This is a genomic window from Psychrobacter sp. AOP7-C1-14, assembly GCF_052376135.1.
Classification (GTDB): domain Bacteria; phylum Pseudomonadota; class Gammaproteobacteria; order Pseudomonadales; family Moraxellaceae; genus Psychrobacter.
In genome coordinates, this window is record NZ_JBQSVH010000031.1 from 1 (window position 1) to 17,976 (window position 17,976).

Annotated in this window: 20 protein-coding genes; 14 read left to right on the forward strand and 6 right to left on the reverse strand. The window is 40.6% G+C overall.

The genetic code is table 11. The features are described from left to right. Positions 1-277: 277 nt before the first annotated feature. The 4 genes from ACT3QN_RS13295 to ACT3QN_RS13310 all read left to right on the forward strand — a co-directional run bounded on the left by ACT3QN_RS13295 (position 278) and on the right by ACT3QN_RS13310 (position 2,499). On the forward strand, positions 278-637 hold the full coding sequence (locus tag ACT3QN_RS13295; protein ID WP_444520233.1) for a roadblock/LC7 domain-containing protein: 360 nt from the start codon (positions 278-280) through the stop codon (positions 635-637). A 182-nt stretch (positions 638-819) separates the two neighbouring features. Then, complete coding sequence (locus ACT3QN_RS13300; RefSeq protein ID WP_444522951.1) at positions 820-1,548, forward strand: BLUF domain-containing protein; 729 nt, start codon at positions 820-822, stop codon at positions 1,546-1,548. Positions 1,549-1,552: 4 nt separating this feature from the next. Continuing rightward, positions 1,553-2,086 (forward strand): GTP-binding protein, encoded by a 534-nt coding sequence (locus tag ACT3QN_RS13305; RefSeq protein WP_444522950.1) that lies wholly within the window; start codon positions 1,553-1,555, stop codon positions 2,084-2,086. Positions 2,087-2,094: 8 nt separating this feature from the next. Further along, a complete protein-coding gene (locus tag ACT3QN_RS13310; RefSeq protein ID WP_444522949.1) occupies positions 2,095-2,499 on the forward strand; it encodes a roadblock/LC7 domain-containing protein in 405 nt (134 codons plus the stop codon). Between the two features lie 106 nt (positions 2,500-2,605). Here the strand turns inward: ACT3QN_RS13310 and ACT3QN_RS13315 are convergent, their stop codons facing one another. Beyond that, on the reverse strand, positions 2,606-3,511 hold the full coding sequence (locus tag ACT3QN_RS13315) for a LysR family transcriptional regulator (RefSeq protein WP_444522948.1): 906 nt from the start codon (positions 3,509-3,511) through the stop codon (positions 2,606-2,608). Positions 3,512-3,665: 154 nt separating this feature from the next. On the opposite strand from ACT3QN_RS13315, the gene ACT3QN_RS13320 reads away from it, so the two are divergent. The 3 genes from ACT3QN_RS13320 to ACT3QN_RS13330 all read left to right on the forward strand — a co-directional run bounded on the left by ACT3QN_RS13320 (position 3,666) and on the right by ACT3QN_RS13330 (position 5,450). Continuing rightward, positions 3,666-3,791: a DoxX family membrane protein gene (locus ACT3QN_RS13320; RefSeq protein ID WP_444522947.1), complete on the forward strand. Its 126-nt coding sequence runs from the start codon at positions 3,666-3,668 to the stop codon at positions 3,789-3,791. 217 nt (positions 3,792-4,008) lie between these two features. Next, complete coding sequence (locus ACT3QN_RS13325) at positions 4,009-4,722, forward strand: pirin family protein (protein WP_444522946.1); 714 nt, start codon at positions 4,009-4,011, stop codon at positions 4,720-4,722. Between the two features lie 116 nt (positions 4,723-4,838). After that, positions 4,839-5,450, forward strand: coding sequence for a nitroreductase family protein (locus ACT3QN_RS13330; RefSeq protein ID WP_444522945.1), 612 nt, complete (start codon positions 4,839-4,841; stop codon positions 5,448-5,450). 181 nt (positions 5,451-5,631) lie between these two features. Here ACT3QN_RS13330 and ACT3QN_RS13335 read toward each other — a convergent pair whose 3' ends face one another. The 3 genes from ACT3QN_RS13335 to nadR all read right to left on the reverse strand — a co-directional run bounded on the left by ACT3QN_RS13335 (position 5,632) and on the right by nadR (position 8,175). Next, positions 5,632-6,066, reverse strand: a complete 435-nt coding sequence (locus ACT3QN_RS13335) for an Mpo1 family 2-hydroxy fatty acid dioxygenase (RefSeq protein ID WP_444520226.1) — start codon at positions 6,064-6,066, stop codon at positions 5,632-5,634. Between the two features lie 210 nt (positions 6,067-6,276). After that, positions 6,277-7,008, reverse strand: coding sequence for a nicotinamide riboside transporter PnuC (pnuC, locus tag ACT3QN_RS13340; RefSeq protein WP_444529289.1), 732 nt, complete (start codon positions 7,006-7,008; stop codon positions 6,277-6,279). 108 nt (positions 7,009-7,116) lie between these two features. Continuing rightward, on the reverse strand, positions 7,117-8,175 hold the full coding sequence (gene nadR, locus ACT3QN_RS13345; protein ID WP_444522943.1) for a multifunctional transcriptional regulator/nicotinamide-nucleotide adenylyltransferase/ribosylnicotinamide kinase NadR: 1,059 nt from the start codon (positions 8,173-8,175) through the stop codon (positions 7,117-7,119). 718 nt (positions 8,176-8,893) lie between these two features. On the opposite strand from nadR, the gene ACT3QN_RS13350 reads away from it, so the two are divergent. The 4 genes from ACT3QN_RS13350 (at position 8,894) to ACT3QN_RS13365 (ending at position 13,245) form a co-directional block, all read left to right on the forward strand. Next, entirely contained in the window at positions 8,894-9,106 is a 213-nt protein-coding gene (locus tag ACT3QN_RS13350) for a PspC domain-containing protein (RefSeq protein ID WP_444522942.1), read from the forward strand. A gap of 461 nt (positions 9,107-9,567) precedes the next feature. Then, positions 9,568-10,554, forward strand: a complete 987-nt coding sequence (glyQ, locus tag ACT3QN_RS13355) for a glycine--tRNA ligase subunit alpha (RefSeq protein WP_444522955.1) — start codon at positions 9,568-9,570, stop codon at positions 10,552-10,554. A 9-nt stretch (positions 10,555-10,563) separates the two neighbouring features. Then, on the forward strand, positions 10,564-12,657 hold the full coding sequence (glyS, locus tag ACT3QN_RS13360; protein ID WP_444522941.1) for a glycine--tRNA ligase subunit beta: 2,094 nt from the start codon (positions 10,564-10,566) through the stop codon (positions 12,655-12,657). Between the two features lie 339 nt (positions 12,658-12,996). Continuing rightward, positions 12,997-13,245, forward strand: a complete 249-nt coding sequence (locus tag ACT3QN_RS13365; protein WP_444520355.1) for a hypothetical protein — start codon at positions 12,997-12,999, stop codon at positions 13,243-13,245. A 78-nt stretch (positions 13,246-13,323) separates the two neighbouring features. Here ACT3QN_RS13365 and ACT3QN_RS13370 read toward each other — a convergent pair whose 3' ends face one another. Then, positions 13,324-13,761: a cell division protein ZapA gene (locus ACT3QN_RS13370; RefSeq protein ID WP_444522940.1), complete on the reverse strand. Its 438-nt coding sequence runs from the start codon at positions 13,759-13,761 to the stop codon at positions 13,324-13,326. A 105-nt stretch (positions 13,762-13,866) separates the two neighbouring features. Then, positions 13,867-14,307 (reverse strand): hypothetical protein, encoded by a 441-nt coding sequence (locus tag ACT3QN_RS13375; RefSeq protein ID WP_444522939.1) that lies wholly within the window; start codon positions 14,305-14,307, stop codon positions 13,867-13,869. 212 nt (positions 14,308-14,519) lie between these two features. On the opposite strand from ACT3QN_RS13375, the gene ACT3QN_RS13380 reads away from it, so the two are divergent. The 3 genes from ACT3QN_RS13380 to ACT3QN_RS13390 all read left to right on the forward strand — a co-directional run bounded on the left by ACT3QN_RS13380 (position 14,520) and on the right by ACT3QN_RS13390 (position 17,376). Continuing rightward, complete coding sequence (locus ACT3QN_RS13380; protein ID WP_444522938.1) at positions 14,520-15,173, forward strand: UPF0149 family protein; 654 nt, start codon at positions 14,520-14,522, stop codon at positions 15,171-15,173. A 49-nt stretch (positions 15,174-15,222) separates the two neighbouring features. Next, complete coding sequence (gene argE / locus ACT3QN_RS13385) at positions 15,223-16,485, forward strand: acetylornithine deacetylase (RefSeq protein ID WP_444522937.1); 1,263 nt, start codon at positions 15,223-15,225, stop codon at positions 16,483-16,485. A 165-nt stretch (positions 16,486-16,650) separates the two neighbouring features. Beyond that, positions 16,651-17,376 carry a LysE family translocator gene (locus ACT3QN_RS13390; RefSeq protein WP_444522936.1) on the forward strand — a complete coding sequence of 242 codons (726 nt, stop codon included), beginning with the start codon at positions 16,651-16,653 and terminating at the stop codon, positions 17,374-17,376. Positions 17,377-17,976: the final 600 nt, after the last annotated feature.

The window sequence follows — 17,976 nt, forward strand, 5'->3', positions numbered from 1 at the left end:
GGTGTAAATGTGTTTCTAGTTGTTATGTGGGATATAATAGATGTCACTACGGGAATCTGGCTTTATATAAAAGTACGCTATGATTTCTGTACCGAAAACACTTTTAATTATTTTATTAAATTATCACGAACTTATTAACTATTAATAAATGAATTTAAATTTTGCTAATAGTTAGATAGCAGATAAGCTTAATAAGTTTTGGTGCTATTGAATTGTATGAGTGTTCTCAAAAGAAAATTACCTCATCTAAACACAAACAAATGAATAGGAATAAAGTATGTCAAATATCAATGAGTCTTTAAAAGAACTAATGGATCTTGATGGTGCTATGGGTGCTTGTATCGTTGACTATATGTCAGGCATGGTACTAGGTATGACTGGTGGCGGTGTTGATTTGGAGTTGGCTGCAGCAGGTAACTCTCAGGTAGTAAAGGCAAAAGTAGCAACAATGAAGTCACTAGATATTAAAGGTGAAATTGAAGATATGCTGATTACACTAGAGTCTCAGCTACATATCATTCGTCCTACAGCTAGCCATGAAGATTTGTTTATTTATTTAGTACTTGATAAATCAAAAGCGAACCTTGCATTGGCGCGCCGCAAAGTACAATCAATAGAAAAGAAATTAGAAGTGTAAATTAGCTAAAATTAATTAAGCCAGTAGCTGGTTTATGTAATATTCTTTATTACTCAATATATTGGAAATATGAGTAGTATAATTAATTTCGTTATATATGTACGGTATATAACGAATTAATGTTTTATGACGGTACATAAAATTTTAATGAAGTTTCGGATGTTTTATCAAGTGGTGGCAAAATGAAATGTGTTGCATATGTCAGCAGGGTGCCTATTCAAGACCGCAGTATTCGTATGCCTACTGGGTTATCAGATATTATTACAGTTTCTAGTAAGCATAATCCAGAATCACAAATCACTGGCATCATATCCTACCGTGAAGGGCAGTACCTTCAAGTGCTCGAAGGTCCTTCTGCTGAAGTAGACAAGTTAATGGCCAAGATAGCAGCTGATCCTAGACATGAAGATATTTGGGTTTTTCTTGATCAAAATGTGATAGAGCGTAGTTTTAAGAACTGGGGTGTCAGCGTATTTGACTTTGTAGATCAAAGCACTTTTTTTGATACTTTTATCGAAAATAACAGTGCTCTTTTAAATGGCTTCAATGAACAGCACACAAAACGTATTCAACCCTTCTTTGATATACAAAAATCTGACACCGTTCTCCAAAAGGACTATAAAGGCAGAAGTCTTAAGTTATTGGCTTGGCCTGATTTAAATCATGAGAGTAACCCTCAACTGATTATAGCTTTATGTGTCAAACTAACTAATAAACCGTATCCATTTGATGCGCTAATAAACAGTGGAGAGTTTGGCTCACTTGATCAAGTCACAAAAATGATATCAGGCTTTGAGCTATCAGGTATACTGGATGTGACAGATGTACAGCCATTAGATGAGAAAAAGGTTAGTGAAAAAAAGCCTAACAAATTTTATGGTGCGATCAAAAAATTCTTAGGAATGAGGTAAAAAATTGAATTATCAGAAGCTAGCTATCATTGGTGAAGTGGGCGCCGGAAAAACTCAAATGGTCAAGACTTTAAGTGAAATAAGTCCTTTTGAGACAGAAGCAGAGTCTAGTATTGAGATTGGTAAAGAGTACACCACAGTCGGTATTGATTATGGAAGAATAACCTTATCTGACGATATGGCATTGGGTATTTATGGGGTTCCAGGTCAAGAACGTTTTTCATTTTTATGGGAGTTCGTAAATAACTCTTTGTGGGGCTTACTCATCTTGGTAAAGCATGGTGAAACACCTGATTATGCCAACTTAGACAAACTACTACATTTTTTTGCACCAGCAAAAAAACAGACTACTTGTATCATTGGTATTACTCATTGTGAAAACGCTGATAAGCAAAGTGTGGCAGTGCTCGGACAAGAAATAAGAGTCATGCTGATGCAGCACGATATAGTTGCGCCAGTGATTAATACTGACCCTAGGAATAAAGAGTCCGCCGTGTCTCTATTATCACTATTTAATACCCTGAACAATCAAGGTTAATGCAAGATATGACCATACGAAACGAAGAAACACCAGCAAAAATTGAACTCTTGAAGGACATGAAAGCAACGTGTGAGGTAAACAGAGAAATCATATTAGTTAGCCTTTGTACCACAGATGGCTTCCCTATCGGTTGCTTTTCGATCAACGAGTTAAGTAACCAGTCTGATAAGTTTGCTGCGATGAGTAGTACGTTATCAGCGTTGAGCGATTCATCCGCGAGCCAAATGAAACAAGGTAAGTGTAATATCACTATCGTTGAGGCTACTTCTGGAAATATATTGTTTGTCAAAACAGACTATATTGGAAAACCATGCGTGTTAACCGTGGTGGCACAAGATAAGATGGCATTAGCAGAAGCAAGGTATAAGACTAAGAAACTGAGAAGTAAAATCTCAGCTATCACTGAGTAATATGCTAAGAAGACTAAGTACTTTATTTTTATAGCAGTAGACGTTCTTTCAAACTAAGTACGGCTGCACACTCTTCATAAGAATAAACTTGCTTGATCAGATTCCATTAAAAAGAATCCCAGTATGGATTATCACCGAACCGCTCTGCAATAAAATCGATCAAGTAGCGACACCGCTGCGATAAAAAACGATTTTTGGGATAAATCGCATACGCCTTCAAGGTAGGCAGTTGATACTGCTGCAAAACAGGTACGAGCTCGCCCAGCTGCAATTTCTTATAAGCAATAAAGGACGGTAAAAAAGTAATGCCATGACCTTTGACTGCTAAATCAACTAAGAACTCACCATTAGTGGCTTTGATTTTAGCATCTATCTTACGATGATGCTTTTTCCCTTGTGCATCCATCAACTCTATACTATTAGTTTGAGTAAGGCTGTATTGTAAAAACTCATGTCCTTCTAGATCCGCTAGCGTTACAGGTGTACCCATTCTTGCTAGGTAATCGGGACTGGCGCAAATGACACAACGAATCAACGCAAGCTGCTTGGCTTGATAGCTAGAGTCACGCAACGCTCCAATTCGAATGGCTAATTCATAGCCATCTTCGATCAAATCAATACGCCGATCAGAAAAGTCTAACTCAAATTTTAAGTTAGGGTGCTGATGGGCATACTCATCAATTATATCGTTCAGATGCATAATCCCAAAGGATAATGGGGCTGTCATCTTTAGCGTGCCTTCGATACGCATGGGGGCATCAGTAGTATATTCATTGATAGCATCAACGGCGCTCAAGATATTAGTGACTTGTTGATAATATTGATCACCAGCTTGTGTCAATTTGGAGTGCCGAGTGGTACGGCTAATGAGTTGGTTGCCCAAACGTTCCTCTAGATCTTTGAGACGGCGACTGACAGCTGATTTTGCAATGTTTAACTGCTCAGCTGCTTTGGTAATACTGCCTGCTTCGACAACGCGTACAAACATTGCCATATCTTCTAATTGACCCATTATCGATACCTCATGATTGTTCTTAAACCAAGAACTTATATTTGTGAGTATTGCTGCTTGTCGTTTGTGAGTCAACGCCTATACTAGCGCTTTCATTTAATCGAATACTTCTTAAACACAGTTTTGGAATGTCATTACGAACAAGTTATAGTAATTGAGCGCATCGATCGGTCGTTTACTTTTATCAGTCGTTTTTATTTTTGCAGTTATTAGCAAGATGACAGGTTATTTCGCTACTCAAGGCTATATGGAATCAGTAGGCGTGACTGGCATGCTGTAAACAAGTTAGGTTTCATAGGCTTATAGAGAGCTGTCATAAAGAATTGGGCTTATAGGATATTAAAAACGCCCTGATTGTTCTTAAAAAGAGAACAGTTATTTGTATTTATCTTGGTTTATCTATGTAGAGTTAATAATTATAATAGGTTCATTGTTTAAATATATTAATCAATAATAAATATATAGCTGGTTAATTTATCAATAGCTAAGGATAGATAATGAAAACAATTTATCATGCAGCAAATTCGCGTGGCGCTGCCAATCATGGTTGGCTTAAAAGCAGGCATACTTTTAGCTTTGCCAATTACTATAATCCCGAGCGTATGGGCTTTGGTGTCTTACGCGTCATCAATGATGATTTTGTCATTGGCGGTAAAGGGTTTGGTAAACATTCGCACCGAAACATGGAAATTATCAGTATTCCTCTATCTGGTAAGCTCGCTCATGGCGATAGTATTGGTAATGAAGGAATTATAGAGACTGGTGAAATCCAAGTTATGTCAGCGGGTACAGGCATTACCCATAGTGAAATGAATGGAAGTAATGCAGATGCTGTGAGGTTTTTGCAAATTTGGGTGATACCAAACAAAACAGATGTCGCACCGCGTTATCAACAGGTACATATGAGCGACATTATGCGACCTAACGAGTTTAGCCAAGTGCTATCACCTAATGCTGATGATGCAGGGGTTTGGATACATCAAGATGCTTGGTTTAGCATGGGTGATTTTGACGAAGGCATATCGGAGACTTATCAGTTAAATAATCCTAACAACGGTGTATATGTATTTGTCATCAGCGGTGAAGTCGTGATAAATGATAAAGTCCTGTCTACTCGTGACGGCCTAGGCATTTGGGATATTCAGAGCTTTACGATGGAGGTAGATTCACCTGCCCGTGTACTAGTGATGGAAGTGCCGTTATTTGTGTAGCCATTGAAGAGCAATGCAATTTATCAATTAGAATGTTTATACCAACAATTACTCGTATTAAATATTAAAAATTATTCTTATCAATAACTATTCTACTAACAACGTGGAGAAACACTATGTCAGATTTAACAACATTACAGCAGCTTGCAGAGAAACGTCGTTCTATCTATGCGCTAAGTAACCAACTGCCAGTATCTAATGATGAAATCATAAAAATAGTTGAGCATGCTATTTTGCACACGCCATCGTCGTTTAACTCGCAATCGACGCGTATCGTTGTATTGTTTGGCGATGACCATCGTAAGTTGTGGGACATGACCGAAGATACGTTACGTGAAATCGTTGGTAACGAAGAGAAGTTCAAACCGACCAAAGAGCGTATCAATGGTTTCCGTAACGGTGCTGGTACGGTACTGTTTTTTGAAGATCAAGCAGTTGTTAGAGGTATGCAAGAAGCAGCGCCACTATATGCTGACAACTTCCCAATCTGGGCAAGTCAAACCAGTGCCATACATCAGTATGTTATCTGGACGGCACTAGCCAGTATCGATGTTGGCGCAAACTTACAGCACTACAACCCAGTAATCGATCAAAAAGTAGCTAATGCTTGGGATATCGATAAAGACTGGACGCTCAACGCACAATTGGTATTTGGAACAATTGAGCAACCAGCAGGCGAAAAGGCATTTAAGCCAGTTGAAGAGCGTATGAAAGTGTTTGGTGCGTAGGAGGGGGTAGTTGATTCTATATAGTTTCAAAAGCCCAATAGTCCCAAAGCTTACGTAAAACAAAAAACGCCACTCAGTAATTTCTGTGTGGCGTTTTTTTATTGAGGGTAAGGATTGTATAGGTTGTCGAATGGCCTATAGCTAAGCTGAATTCTTGCAAAAATTACACAGAGATTGACGACTATTTACGCTGCATCAAACTGTTAGCCACCCATGCTGGACCGATTAACAAAAACTGTAAATCTTTAAAGAAAGAAGGTTTTTGGCCCTCGATTTTATGACCAATGAATTGGCCAATCCATGCAACGATAAATACCGCCGCCCAGGCTTTAAAGCCCCACGGCATCGCTGCCATTACTGACAAACAAATAAGAATAAACATTCCCATTGCTAAAAACAGTGGCGTAGATAAGCGCATATAAAACAATAACACCAATGCGCTTAGTACCAAGGTGAACCATACAGATAGCGACATGCCCATACCTAACAGGCTGACAAAGATGGTTGGCACACATAGCCAATGGATTTTTTTATTGACCAAGTTTTGGTGACTGACAGAGTACTCACTAAGCCATTGCTCTAGCGTACGTTTGGACATTTTGGGTTGACGAGACATACTAACCTCCCTGTTAGTAAATAAGATAAATAACAGACACTCGCTACTGAAATCAATACGAAGATGATTGTTAACATCAGTTGTAGCACTAATTGCGACTGTCTACCACGTTATCTGATAGACGGCACAGTCAAGTTCACTCGTACTATTGATGCCATATCAGCAAGATTTTATTCAAACTCCCAAGGGGTTTTTTCTACAAGAGACATGTTATCCTCGCTCGCTGCGGTGCCATTCATACAGGCCGATAAAGGCGTTTATTTGATACACCATAGTTTGAATAGCAAAGATATAGTTGCCAGACATTAGGTTCACGATGAGCCAAACAAAATTGACGATAATCCATAACCACCAGTTAAATGAATAGCGCAAAATCATAGCTGCCTGAGCGGTAATAGATAATACAAACGCAATGACGTTAATCCAAAAGAAGGAAATAAAGCCTAGAAACTTACTGTTATCATCTTCTACAACCGCATAGCCATAGCTTGCTAATAAATCATTTATCGTAGGAAAAAGAGCGAGACCAATGATAATAAATGTGGCTGTAATTAACCAAACTGCTTTGCTCGCTGATTTGGGCATCATGTCGCCATCAGGATCGGTATGCTTTGACCAATAAAAAATACCGTAAACATGGGTAAAAAAGTTAAATAGTGGCGCAAGCATCAAACCAACTGCGCCAGACGTTGCCTGAACGATGACCTCCCCTGCGGTTGCCCCCATACCAAAGCCATTGCCCATGACGTTTTTGCGGAATGACAGCGAGACTACGCAAATCAAACCAATAAACGAGACCGCTAAATAAAACCAATCAAGCGTGGTATGGTCTGTCGTGAGCCAAAAACCTGCGGACAAGGCAATAACCCCACAAATAAACCAAATAATAATCCATTGCATCGCCCATTTTCCGGTGATGTTGTCCAATAGCTGAATACGCATCGCTTTTTCCCCAAAGTAAATACTGATATCAATACATTGCTAACTGTCATGCGCTAGCTGAATAACACGTGCTAGTAAATAAGTTATTATAAATACGCTCAGTGTACGTTATGATTTTTTGCCATAGATATACTGATCAATTAATAGTAACGCTTGTTGGTAGCGAGTGTCATAGTCAGGCTGATCAATCATATGTGGCGTAATATCGTGACGTGTGAAAATATCTATCAAACGTTGCTCAAAGCGTCCACGAGCCTCAGGCGTACCCAAAGAGCGCATGCCATCATCAACCCATGGTGTATTGTTGTCTAACATGATCGTGTGGTCTAAACGAAACTCATCGATACAAGCGGCTACAAAAGGGTGCGTACGATCCTCATACTCTTCACAAAATGCTTGCGTAGTGACAAAGTCAGTATCAACGATGGTGATAGGGGCAGTTGCATTGGCTTTAGCATCTCGTATCGCTTGAGCATGATCAAGACAAATAGGGCCATAATCACTGTACTGTAATCCGACCTCGCTACCGCCTAAATCAGTACCGACATACAGACGTCCCATTTCTAGGGCAAAGCTGGCACCGTAATAATTAGCAAGCTTATGGACTAGCGTTGTCTTACCTGAGCTTTCACCACCGACGATAGCGACGGTTTTGGTATAGTCGACACGTGCTTGTGGATGAAGCGCTGACCAATGGGCGACTGGATTACGAGCGATGGCATAAGAGTCAAAGTCAGGCTGTAGCGGTGTAGTAACGACTGGCAAAAGCAGCTGGTCCTGTATGTCATTGCGAGTGAGTGGGTGATTGTCCGCCATAAACAACACAGTTTCTGCTGATAGTGATAGTGCGTCCATCAAACGTTGCAATTTGGCATTACTAGCAGCGACATCGATACTGATATCATTGTTAGCACTATAAAGATGCTCGTGCAGCGGTAGCTCGATCTCATGAGTCGTATGAATATGAATAAATGGCAAATCGGCACAGGCCATCTGTAGCCAACGCGCTTTATCTTGTAAGGTGATGGTAAAATTTGGATGAGGCGATGGATGCGCCATAATAACGATGTGCAATGTCTTGGCTTGTCCTGCTGCATCCAATATGCTGCGCATCTGCCCTAAATGTAGGGGCTCGAAATGTCCAATCATCAATCCAGTGTCGTACATAGTTATCCTTATTATTTTTTTATCCTAATCTTAGTGCTTTATGTCTATTCTAAAAATACGGTCAAAGCTGTCTAAATCATATAGATTATCAAAAGTAGAAATCTATTAAGCCTTGTAATACCAACTACGTTGCTTACTTCTAATGTGATTCGTAGAGGTGTTTTTATCTAATAGTCGGGCTATGTCTCAGCTTTCACCATAGAACGTTTGAAAACCAAAGTTGTTTATCAGCATGGTATAAAGGTTTTAGATGATTTGCAGGTAGGTTATTGTAAAAATAAGGTATATCGAACGTACAAAGAATCGTATATTTTTTAATTTAGGGTCCTTTTGACTGAGATACATTGGTTAGCTAAGAAGTTGTTCAGCTCGTCAAAGGTTTGATTCAATTTTAGCGTTATAGAGCGAGTCTATCTCTTTGATTAAACTAAAAGTGACAAGATATATGAAAGTAAACTGCAAGGTTAGAGCAACAAAGGTAGTTTTGAAACATTTTGAAATAAATATTTAAAATCAGGGGTTTGCATGGTGTTACGACAGATTAGGGTAAGCTTGAGTAGCATAAACTCACAAAGTACTGCTACACCTTCAACAGATAAATCCTAAATTATTGATATACTTGTCTGTAAGTTAGCACAGCAAAGTAATATTTTGACTGAATACATAAGATAGTCAGAAAATAGAATAAACAAGAATAAAAAATAGAGAGGTATTTGATTTGGCTAAGTTAGCAAAATTACATCGCTCACCAAATAATCGCATGATAGCAGGTGTGATGGGTGGCATTGCAGAATATGCTGGTTGGTCACCAACATGGGTGAGAGTATTATTTGTAGTAATTTCATCGTTAAGTGCAGCAGTACCAGGTATATTGATTTATGTTCTTTTATGGATAATTATGCCAAAAGCCAACAGTCAGTCTTATCAATAATAGGAGTTTGATAACCGTCCTTTAAAATAAGTTGCCCTAAAATTAGTGAAGAAACAAGCCCAAGTTAAACGCAGCTGCTCAAAATAATAGACCATTAAAAAATAAAAAGCCTGATCAATCAGGATGCCCAAGACACAATTTTCCTCCTGCCCGAATGCTAACGCATTTGGGTATTTTTTTATTTATTGTATTAGTGCAACTTCTATGATGATTTACCTGAAAATACGCTATATAACCGAATATTTATGCCTAGTATGCAAATTTAGTTGACGTAAACATGGATAAAATAGTCAATTTTTAGTAAGGTGAGCAGGCAGATAGAGCCGTTGCCGAATAGGCCACGCGAGCGCTATCAGAGATTTATTTAATAATACTCATTTCACAGTGGCTTTACTATGAAAACCGAAACTATGACATCCCAAGCGATAACCCTGATGACACAAGATAAAGACTCTCAACCGATGACGTTTCAAGATTTAATTTTAACTTTGCAAAACTATTGGGCCGATAAAGGCTGTGTGGTATTGCAACCTTACGATATGGAAGTCGGCGCAGGTACTTTTCATACCGCGACGTTTTTGCGCTCGTTAGGTCCTGAGCGCTGGAATGCGGCCTATGTGCAGCCATCACGTCGTCCTACCGACGGACGCTATGGTGATAATCCTAACCGTTTGCAGCATTATTATCAGTTTCAAGTCGTGCTAAAGCCGAACCCACCTAATATCCAAGAGCTGTATTTGGATTCACTACGAGCTATTGGTATTGATCCATTGGTACATGACGTGCGCTTTGTAGAAGACAACTGGGAATCGCCAACGCTTGGTGCGTGGGGATTGGGCTGGGAGATTTGGCTAAACGGTATGGAAGTCACGCAGTTTACCTACTTCCAGCAAGTCGGTGGTATTGAGTGCTTCCCAGTGACAGGTGAAATCACTTACGGACTTGAGCGCTTGGCCATGTATGTACAGGGCGTCGATAGCGTTTATGATTTGGTCTGGGCAGACGGTGAGTTTGGCCGTGTCACGTATGGCGATGTCTTTCATCAAAACGAAGTCGAGCAGTCTACCTACAACTTTGAGCACGCTGATGTGCCAATGATGGGTGAGATGTTTGATTTTTATGAGCAACAAGCGGACAAGCTAGTCGATGCAGGATTGCCATTGCCAGCTTATGAGATGGTATTAAAAGCATCTCATGCGTTTAACTTGCTTGATGCACGTGGCGCCATTTCGGTGACTGAACGTCAGCGTTTCATCCTACGTGTACGTACGCTTGCTCGTAAGGTTGCTTTTGGTTATGTTGAAGCTCGTGCCAAATTGGGCTTCCCATTGGCTGATGAAGAACATCGCCAAGCCGCGCTTGATAAGTATTTGCCAAAAGAAGACGTGGCAACAGACGGCATAGCAAAAGACACTACCGACACCAACCAATCTACTAATAATAAATAGGAGCATCCCATGAGTACTATTCTATTTGAACTGGGGTGTGAAGAGCTACCTCCAAAAAGCCTAAAGCCATTACGTGATGCGCTACAAGCAAGTGTCACCGAGCAATTGACGGCAGCAGATATCAGCTTCGATAGTATCAAAGCTTTTGCAGCGCCGCGTCGATTGGCAATTCAAATTCAAGGCATTAGCGATAAGCAGCCTGATCGCACTGAGCAAAAACGCGGACCAGCTATTAAAGCAGCGTTTGATAGCGATGGCAATCCAACACGTGCGGCGATGGGTTTTGCCAAAGGCTTAGGTATTGAGGCCAGCGAGCTGATAACAATTAACACCGATAAAGGTGATTATGTCGGTTATGAGCAAACCATCCATGGTCAAGCGACCACTGAATTGCTGCCAGTTATTTTCCAAACTGCGCTAGATAATTTGCCGATTGCTAAACGTATGCGCTCAGGCGCTAGCCGCAACGAGTTTGTGCGTCCCGTCCAGTGGGTAGTATTGATGCAAAATGATACTGTTATTGATGCCACTATCCAAGGTCATCAGACTGGTACGCAAACGCGTGGTCATCGCTTCCATAGCCCTGACTATCATAATATCAAAAACGCTAATGACTATGAGCAATTGCTAGATGGTCTAAAAGTAGTGGCAGATTTTGATAAGCGTCAGATGCTAATAAACAATCAAGTCAAAGCATTGGCAGATGAAGTTAATTCTGATGCCATCGTACCGCAAGATTTGTTGGACGAAGTCACTGCACTTGTTGACTTCCCAATTGCACTACGCGCAAGCTTTGAAGCACGTTTCTTACAAGTACCGCAAGAAGCACTTATCTCAACCATGCAAGCGGATCAAAAGTACTTCTGCTTAACCGATAAAACTGGCAAGTTGCAGCCGTACTTCATCTTTATCACCAATATTGAGTCGAAAGATCCAAACCAAATTATTGAAGGTAATGAGAAGGTTGTGCGTCCACGTTTGGCTGATGCAGAGTTTTTCTTCTTGCAAGATCAAAAGCAGCCATTGTTTGCGCTCACAGAGAGCCTAAAAAATCGCGTATTCCAAGATAAACTGGGTACGATTTGGGAAAAGTCTGAGCGTATTGCTAAGCTTGCAGCATTCATCGCTACGTTAATGCAGCAGCAAGGCCACAATATTAATGTGGATGAAACCGTGCGCGCGGGCATTTTATCTAAGGCAGATTTGGCAAGTTCGCTCGTCGGCGAATATCCTGAATTACAAGGTATCGCAGGTACTTATTATGCGCGATTGAATGACGAGCCAGAAGCGGTCGCTGCCAGTCTAGAAGAGCAGTATCTACCTAAGTTCAGCGGTGATGTATTACCGCAAACACCGATTGGAATTTGCTTAGCATTAGCTGATCGTTTGGATACATTGGTTGGAATATTTGCGATTGACCAAGCACCAACGGGTTCAAAAGATCCGTTTAGCTTGCGCCGTTCTGCTATTGGTATTTTACGTATTTTGATCGAAAAGCAGTTGCCGATTAATCTAGTAGCGTTGGTTGAGCAAGCGATTAAAGGCTATAGCGATGCTGAAGGTAGCAAGATTGCCAAAATGGGCGATACTTTTACTCAAGTTATGGCATTCTTAAATTCGCGCTATCGTGCGATGTATACAGAGCAGGGCGTTAGCGTCGATACGATTCAAGCAGTGCAAGCGATTAATCCGCATATGCCGCTTGATTTTGATCAGCGTATCCGTGCCGTGCAAGCATTTAGCGAGCTGTCACAAGCGTCGATGTTGGCTGACTCAAACAAACGTGTTGCTAATATATTGGCCAAGTCAGAAGTGAGCGTTGCTGATACCGTCAACGAAGCGCTACTATCTGAATCTGCTGAGCAAAACCTATATGCGAGCGTGAAGCAAGCACAGACAGTGGTACAACCATTGCTTGAGCAAGCTGACTATACGCAAGTATTGCAAACGCTTGCTAGCTTGGATGAGCCGTTGACACAGTTCTTTGATCAGGTCATGGTCAATAGTGAAGATGCTGCGCTTAAAAACAATCGCTTGGCATTGTTAAAGCAGGTTCGCGCCTTGTTCTTGACTGTGGCTGATATCAGCGAGCTACAGCTGTAATCCTGCTAAAATCTGATTATTACTTAAACTTGATTATCACTTTAACTTGACTGTTACTTTTGATGAAAACCTGGCTTACCATAGCCAGGTTTTTTGTTATCCAGTTGATTGATTTGCTCGTACAGCTATCCAATGGATCTAACTAGGTAGATAGTGCAATCAGGAATTAAACGGTAAAGGCATTGTATTGTCGCTATTATTGACGGTAAAATTTACGCTATCAAAACGCATTAAGTAATCTTAATTTAATAGATTTCGTTATTTTTTACGTTTACCCGTAATCGAAGGAGCACTACTGTGGCTGCTGTTATTATTGTAATCCTCATTATTTGGGCTTCAATGTGGGCTTTTTACAAGTTTATGTACCCGCGCCCACCCAAAAGTATGATGCCAAAAGAAGGTGATGTGATCACACCGCGTCAGTGTGATTTTTGTGGCAACAGTTTGGCTGAATATCGTGGTGTACTTGAAACCAAACCGAGCACAGTTACCGAGGGTGATGTTGAAGCGAATCAGGAGCTGTTCTTTTGCAACTATGAGCATCAGGCAGACTTTCATGCAGGAAAGACCTATAAGCCTTATGCGTAAACAGATAAATGATTGACTATAAAAAAGCGCCTAGCTTGATTGGCTGGGCGCTTATTTGTTCAATAAAGCATGATGCATTTACAAAATAGAATGTGCGTCTTTCATGATTTTATTAAGCAATGCCTCAGACTGTTTGTTTTTCTGCAAACGATCTTCATCACTTCTTTGATTGGCGTGGATTTTTTCATACAAATTTAAGCAACATAGTACCAGTATGCTTTCTTGGCTGAGGCTTGGAGAGTCTCTTTTTAGATCGAGCGCATAGTTATTGATATACGAAACCGCTGACAGCAGTTCTTCTTGCTCGTGTACGGGACAAAAGATTGGGTATGTAACCCCAGCAATCGCGATATCGACTTTTTTGATTTGTGGTTCAGGTGTTTTGGTATTAGATTGTGCCATAGTGCTGGATATGTTTGATTCTGTGGTTGTATTTTTTTTCGGTGGTAATGGTGAACTTGGCGCTTGAGCGTCTTTTGGTTTTTTGTCTATCGATTTACTTTTGTCATCGGTCATGATAAATCCTACAATGTTTGGTCAGTGAAATGAGTAATATCAGATTTTACAAATAGCATTTGGTAGTTCAATAAGCAGTATGTTGCTCTCTATTACAAGAACGCGTTAGCCTTCTGCTTGATCGATACGGGTTAGGCGTTGCAATACGACTTGCGTACGCTCAGCTGCCAGTTGATTCTTCTTTTGTAGTTCACTGTTCTGTTGTTTGATGTCGCTATACTTCTGCTTTAGCTCATTATTTTCTTGTTGCAGCTCGCTATTTTGTTGTTGTAATTGGCTGATCTGTTTTTGCAGTTTGTCTTGCTCTTCACCGATCATATGATGCGCTTCTGCGAGACTCTGATAGCGCTGATCGAGGTCGTTCAGTTTTTTTTTGGCACCGTCACGTTCGCTATGGCTGTCATCCAGTTTGGTTTTTAGGGCGGCAAACTCTTTTGAATCAGTAACAGGGTGTTGTTTTAAGCTGCTAAGTTCAGCACTGACAAGCTGATACTGTTTTTTGATGTCGAGTACCATTTTTTCTAATATTCTAAGTTGATCATACATAGTCAGTTTTTATCCTTAACAAGTAAGCGTGAATGAATTTTGTTCGCTGCATTTAATAATGCCATAGGTGACCGCATAATATCTATATCAACAAAGTAATTACAAGCATCAGGCTTTATCTTTTCACTTTTATTTATTGATGATTTGTCCCTGACATTTTATCGTGACTATCTTTATTTTATGAGCAGTAATCAATTACTAGGACATCTATTATGAATGATAATATCTCTGGCTGGAACACTTGGCTAACCGCGTTTGAAGACTGGAATGACGTGTCTATCAGCGAAGTGCATGGCATGATGACAGGACTTATGACGGCTTGCAATGCACCTGATGAGGCAACTTGGGCTAAGGTATTTGAGGAGCTAAGTTTTGCCCCACTACCAGAGCCTGCACTAACTTTGCTGACAGAGGAGGCGGAAGACGTTGTGTTTCAGCTGAAAGATAACGATGATGCCTACGCGTATATGCCACTCGTCCCAGATGATGAACATGATTTATACGAGCGCGTGATAGCGTTGAAACAGTGGGCTAATGGTTTTATGACGGGTTTTGGAATTACCGATTGTAGTTTGACCAGTGAAGAAAATGAGATGCTATCTGATTTGGCTAAGATTGGTGCAATCCGTCTAGAGGAAGAAGAAGATTTTGAAGGCGGGGAAGAGTCTTATCTTTATATCTATGAATTTGCTCGTATAGTGCCAGTAAGTTTTGCCACGCGTAAACGCAAGGCTGTCAAGGATATTGCGCTTATCGCTGGTTTATCTATTGATGCCAAAACAACCAAAGAGCTACAAGCAGAAGGCAAGCTGCCAAAACCAATGCCACCAGTGGTCGATGTGATGAATCATAACAATCCATCGTAAGCCAGCTCTGACACACCAGAGTTCTGAAAAATTGTAGTAAGGATATTTTATGATCCAAGATAATAGCGATAACGTTGATGTTGATAATAGCAACGATGTTCAACTGAAAAATTCTGAGCATCCTAACCAAAGTCTTGATTGGCTAACACGTCTTATTGCCTTTGATACCGTTAGTCGTGATTCTAATTTGGCTTTGATTAACGATGTAAAGTCGTACTGCGAGCAGTTAGGTTTGACGGTGGATTTGACCTTTAATGAGGCTAAAACTAAGGCCAACCTGTTTGTGACTGTACCTGCTGGCGAAAACGCTGATATTATCAATAATGGTTTGGTTTTATCTGGTCATACTGACGTTGTGCCTGTTGATGGGCAAGCGTGGTCTTCAGATCCTTTTACAGCGACGATACGTGGTGACAAGCTGTATGGTCGCGGTGCTTGCGATATGAAGGGTTTTATCGCTTGTGCGCTAACGGTATTGCCACAAGCGGTACAGCTATCGAATAACGGTCAGCTACGTCGTCCATTGCATTTGGCGTTGTCGTTTGATGAAGAGGTTGGCTGTTTGGGTGCGCCATTGATTTTGGCTGATTTAAAAGCACGTGGCATTACGCCTGATTACTGTATCGTCGGTGAGCCAACCAATATGGCGATGGTGGTCGCGCATAAAGGTATTGCTGTTTATCGTTGCCGTGTACATGGTAAGTCGGCGCATTCTTCGTTGACGGCGCAAGGTGTCAATGCTATTAGTTACGCTAGCCGTTTGGTAAATTATGTAGATGACTTGGCTCAAAAGTTGAGTGTGCGTGATGATGGAGATGCGTTGTTTGATGTGCCTTATTCAACGATATCTATCGGTACGATACAGGGTGGTACCGCGACCAATATCGTTCCCAATCTATGCGAGTTTACCTTTGACTATCGTAACCTGCCACACATGACGCAAGACGATATACTAGCGCCCATTCAGGCCAAAGTCGCTGAACTAAACGCGCAAATGCAAGCGCGCGCGCCAGAGACTGGTATTGAGCTGATACAATCAGTAGGTGTACCGGCTATGACTGATAGTGATAGTGATGAACTACAATCGCTAATAGCTGCACTGACAGGTGATAATGAGCGACACAAGGTAGCTTACGCGACTGAAGGCGGTCAGTTTACCAATGCAGGTATTCCAACGATTATCTGTGGTCCTGGTAGTATTGAGCAGGCTCACAAAGCGGATGAGTATGTAGCGATTAGCGAAATTGAACGATGCGATGCGTTCTTAAAGAAACTGTTAGATAGCTGTACGACTCAGTCGTCTATGCAGTAGTTTAGTTGTCACTCAGTATCGTGCGCTTTACTGTTACGAGACTTTTTTATTATCTAGATATAAGCTACACCGTCTTAATGGCGGTGTTTATTTTTTGATGACTTATTTAAGTCGTATAGCGGTTTATATTAGAATTATTTACATATAACGAAGTAGGGGTGGTTGATGTCTTGGCATCTGTTTGCAGTATTTTTCGCAAGTACATTTTTTATCTCAGCGACCCCTGGTCCGAACATGCTGTTAGCGTTTCAGTACGGCATGAATTATGGCGTCAAGCGAACTTTATGGACATTGGCAGGTTTAAGTCTTGGCTTGTTTGTATTATTGCTATCGACACTGCTTGGGTTGGATGTCATCAGTCGCCAATCACCTTGGCTACTGACCATTATCAAAGCTGTGGGTGCAGCATATTTGATTTATTTGGGTATTAGTTCTTGGCGCGATGCTGGTGATGGTAGTTTGATGAGTGATGCTAAAGAGTTGAGTGCCGAGGTAGCGGCAGATTATACTGTTGATAGCACGCCTAATACACCGCCGCCGCGTTCGCTCTCTAGTGCTGCTACCAAAATAGTCCCAGACAACGCAACCTTGTTTCGTACTGGTGTTTGGGTATCATTATCTAACCCGAAAGCTATTTTGTTTTTTGCGGCATTTTTTCCTAAGTTTATCAATTTCAGTGCGCCATTATGGCCGCAATATGTCCTATTAACCATCGGCTTGTTTTTGAGCGAGACGATTTGGCAAATTGTTTATACATTAGGCGGCAAAAAGCTGGCAAGTTGGCTCGATGTAGGTAATCGTTTGGCTTGGCTCAATCGTGGTTGCGGGGTGATATTTATTATTATTGCTGCGGCTTTATTGGCTGAAGTTATAAATAGTTTTATGGTTTAAAAAATACCAATATATCTTTAAATTAAAGTGCTTGATTAAATGTACGTATCCTATGTTTTTTCTATTAAATATAAATTAATTATTGACTTTAATTTTTAAATCGTTATTATTACCTCATTGATTTATAGCGCTTGTCTTTACAAGCGATAAATTGTCCCAATTAATCCGCTACTGTCGTCTATGACAGTTAGCCACAACTTATGGAGGAATCATCGTGTCCTATTTAACTATCAAGACGTTTTTAAAGATTGAATGTGTAAACTACCTGACAGCAGTGACGACTTCGCAAAGGTGTGGCTAAGCTTGTAAGTCAGTTGTACATTGATTTTCTACCTATGATTATCAAATAACAACTTTCTATATCTACTTGCTCTATCCCTTTTCTAAGTCTATTGTCCAAGATTGCTCTGCAAGCGATTTTGCACCTACTGTTGTCTGTTTATCTAACATTCCTCTTTACCGTTATTGCTAATAAAGTGACTCAAGCTATGGTTTAGCTGTTGCTTTCCTATGTGTATGATATTTACGCTGTGGCTGACGGTTTTGATCTATATCACCTTTCTTTAAGACGTCCATAATAAATAAACCATATATTTTTAT

Coding starts and splice junctions, on each gene's coding strand:
- ACT3QN_RS13365 (WP_444520355.1), top strand. CDS start 12,997: ATGTGGGCTTTTTACAAGTTTATGTACCCGCGCCCACCCAAAAGTATG.
- ACT3QN_RS13300 (WP_444522951.1), top strand. CDS start 820: ATGAAATGTGTTGCATATGTCAGCAGGGTGCCTATTCAAGACCGCAGT.
- ACT3QN_RS13380 (WP_444522938.1), top strand. CDS start 14,520: ATGAATGATAATATCTCTGGCTGGAACACTTGGCTAACCGCGTTTGAA.
- pnuC (WP_444529289.1), bottom strand. CDS start 7,008: ATGCGTATTCAGCTATTGGACAACATCACCGGAAAATGGGCGATGCAA.
- ACT3QN_RS13315 (WP_444522948.1), bottom strand. CDS start 3,511: ATGGGTCAATTAGAAGATATGGCAATGTTTGTACGCGTTGTCGAAGCA.
- glyQ (WP_444522955.1), top strand. CDS start 9,568: ATGACGTTTCAAGATTTAATTTTAACTTTGCAAAACTATTGGGCCGAT.
- ACT3QN_RS13390 (WP_444522936.1), top strand. CDS start 16,651: ATGTCTTGGCATCTGTTTGCAGTATTTTTCGCAAGTACATTTTTTATC.
- argE (WP_444522937.1), top strand. CDS start 15,223: ATGATCCAAGATAATAGCGATAACGTTGATGTTGATAATAGCAACGAT.
- glyS (WP_444522941.1), top strand. CDS start 10,564: ATGAGTACTATTCTATTTGAACTGGGGTGTGAAGAGCTACCTCCAAAA.
- ACT3QN_RS13375 (WP_444522939.1), bottom strand. CDS start 14,307: ATGTATGATCAACTTAGAATATTAGAAAAAATGGTACTCGACATCAAA.
- ACT3QN_RS13295 (WP_444520233.1), top strand. CDS start 278: ATGTCAAATATCAATGAGTCTTTAAAAGAACTAATGGATCTTGATGGT.
- ACT3QN_RS13370 (WP_444522940.1), bottom strand. CDS start 13,761: ATGACCGATGACAAAAGTAAATCGATAGACAAAAAACCAAAAGACGCT.
- ACT3QN_RS13335 (WP_444520226.1), bottom strand. CDS start 6,066: ATGTCTCGTCAACCCAAAATGTCCAAACGTACGCTAGAGCAATGGCTT.
- ACT3QN_RS13325 (WP_444522946.1), top strand. CDS start 4,009: ATGAAAACAATTTATCATGCAGCAAATTCGCGTGGCGCTGCCAATCAT.
- ACT3QN_RS13310 (WP_444522949.1), top strand. CDS start 2,095: ATGACCATACGAAACGAAGAAACACCAGCAAAAATTGAACTCTTGAAG.
- nadR (WP_444522943.1), bottom strand. CDS start 8,175: ATGTACGACACTGGATTGATGATTGGACATTTCGAGCCCCTACATTTA.
- ACT3QN_RS13330 (WP_444522945.1), top strand. CDS start 4,839: ATGTCAGATTTAACAACATTACAGCAGCTTGCAGAGAAACGTCGTTCT.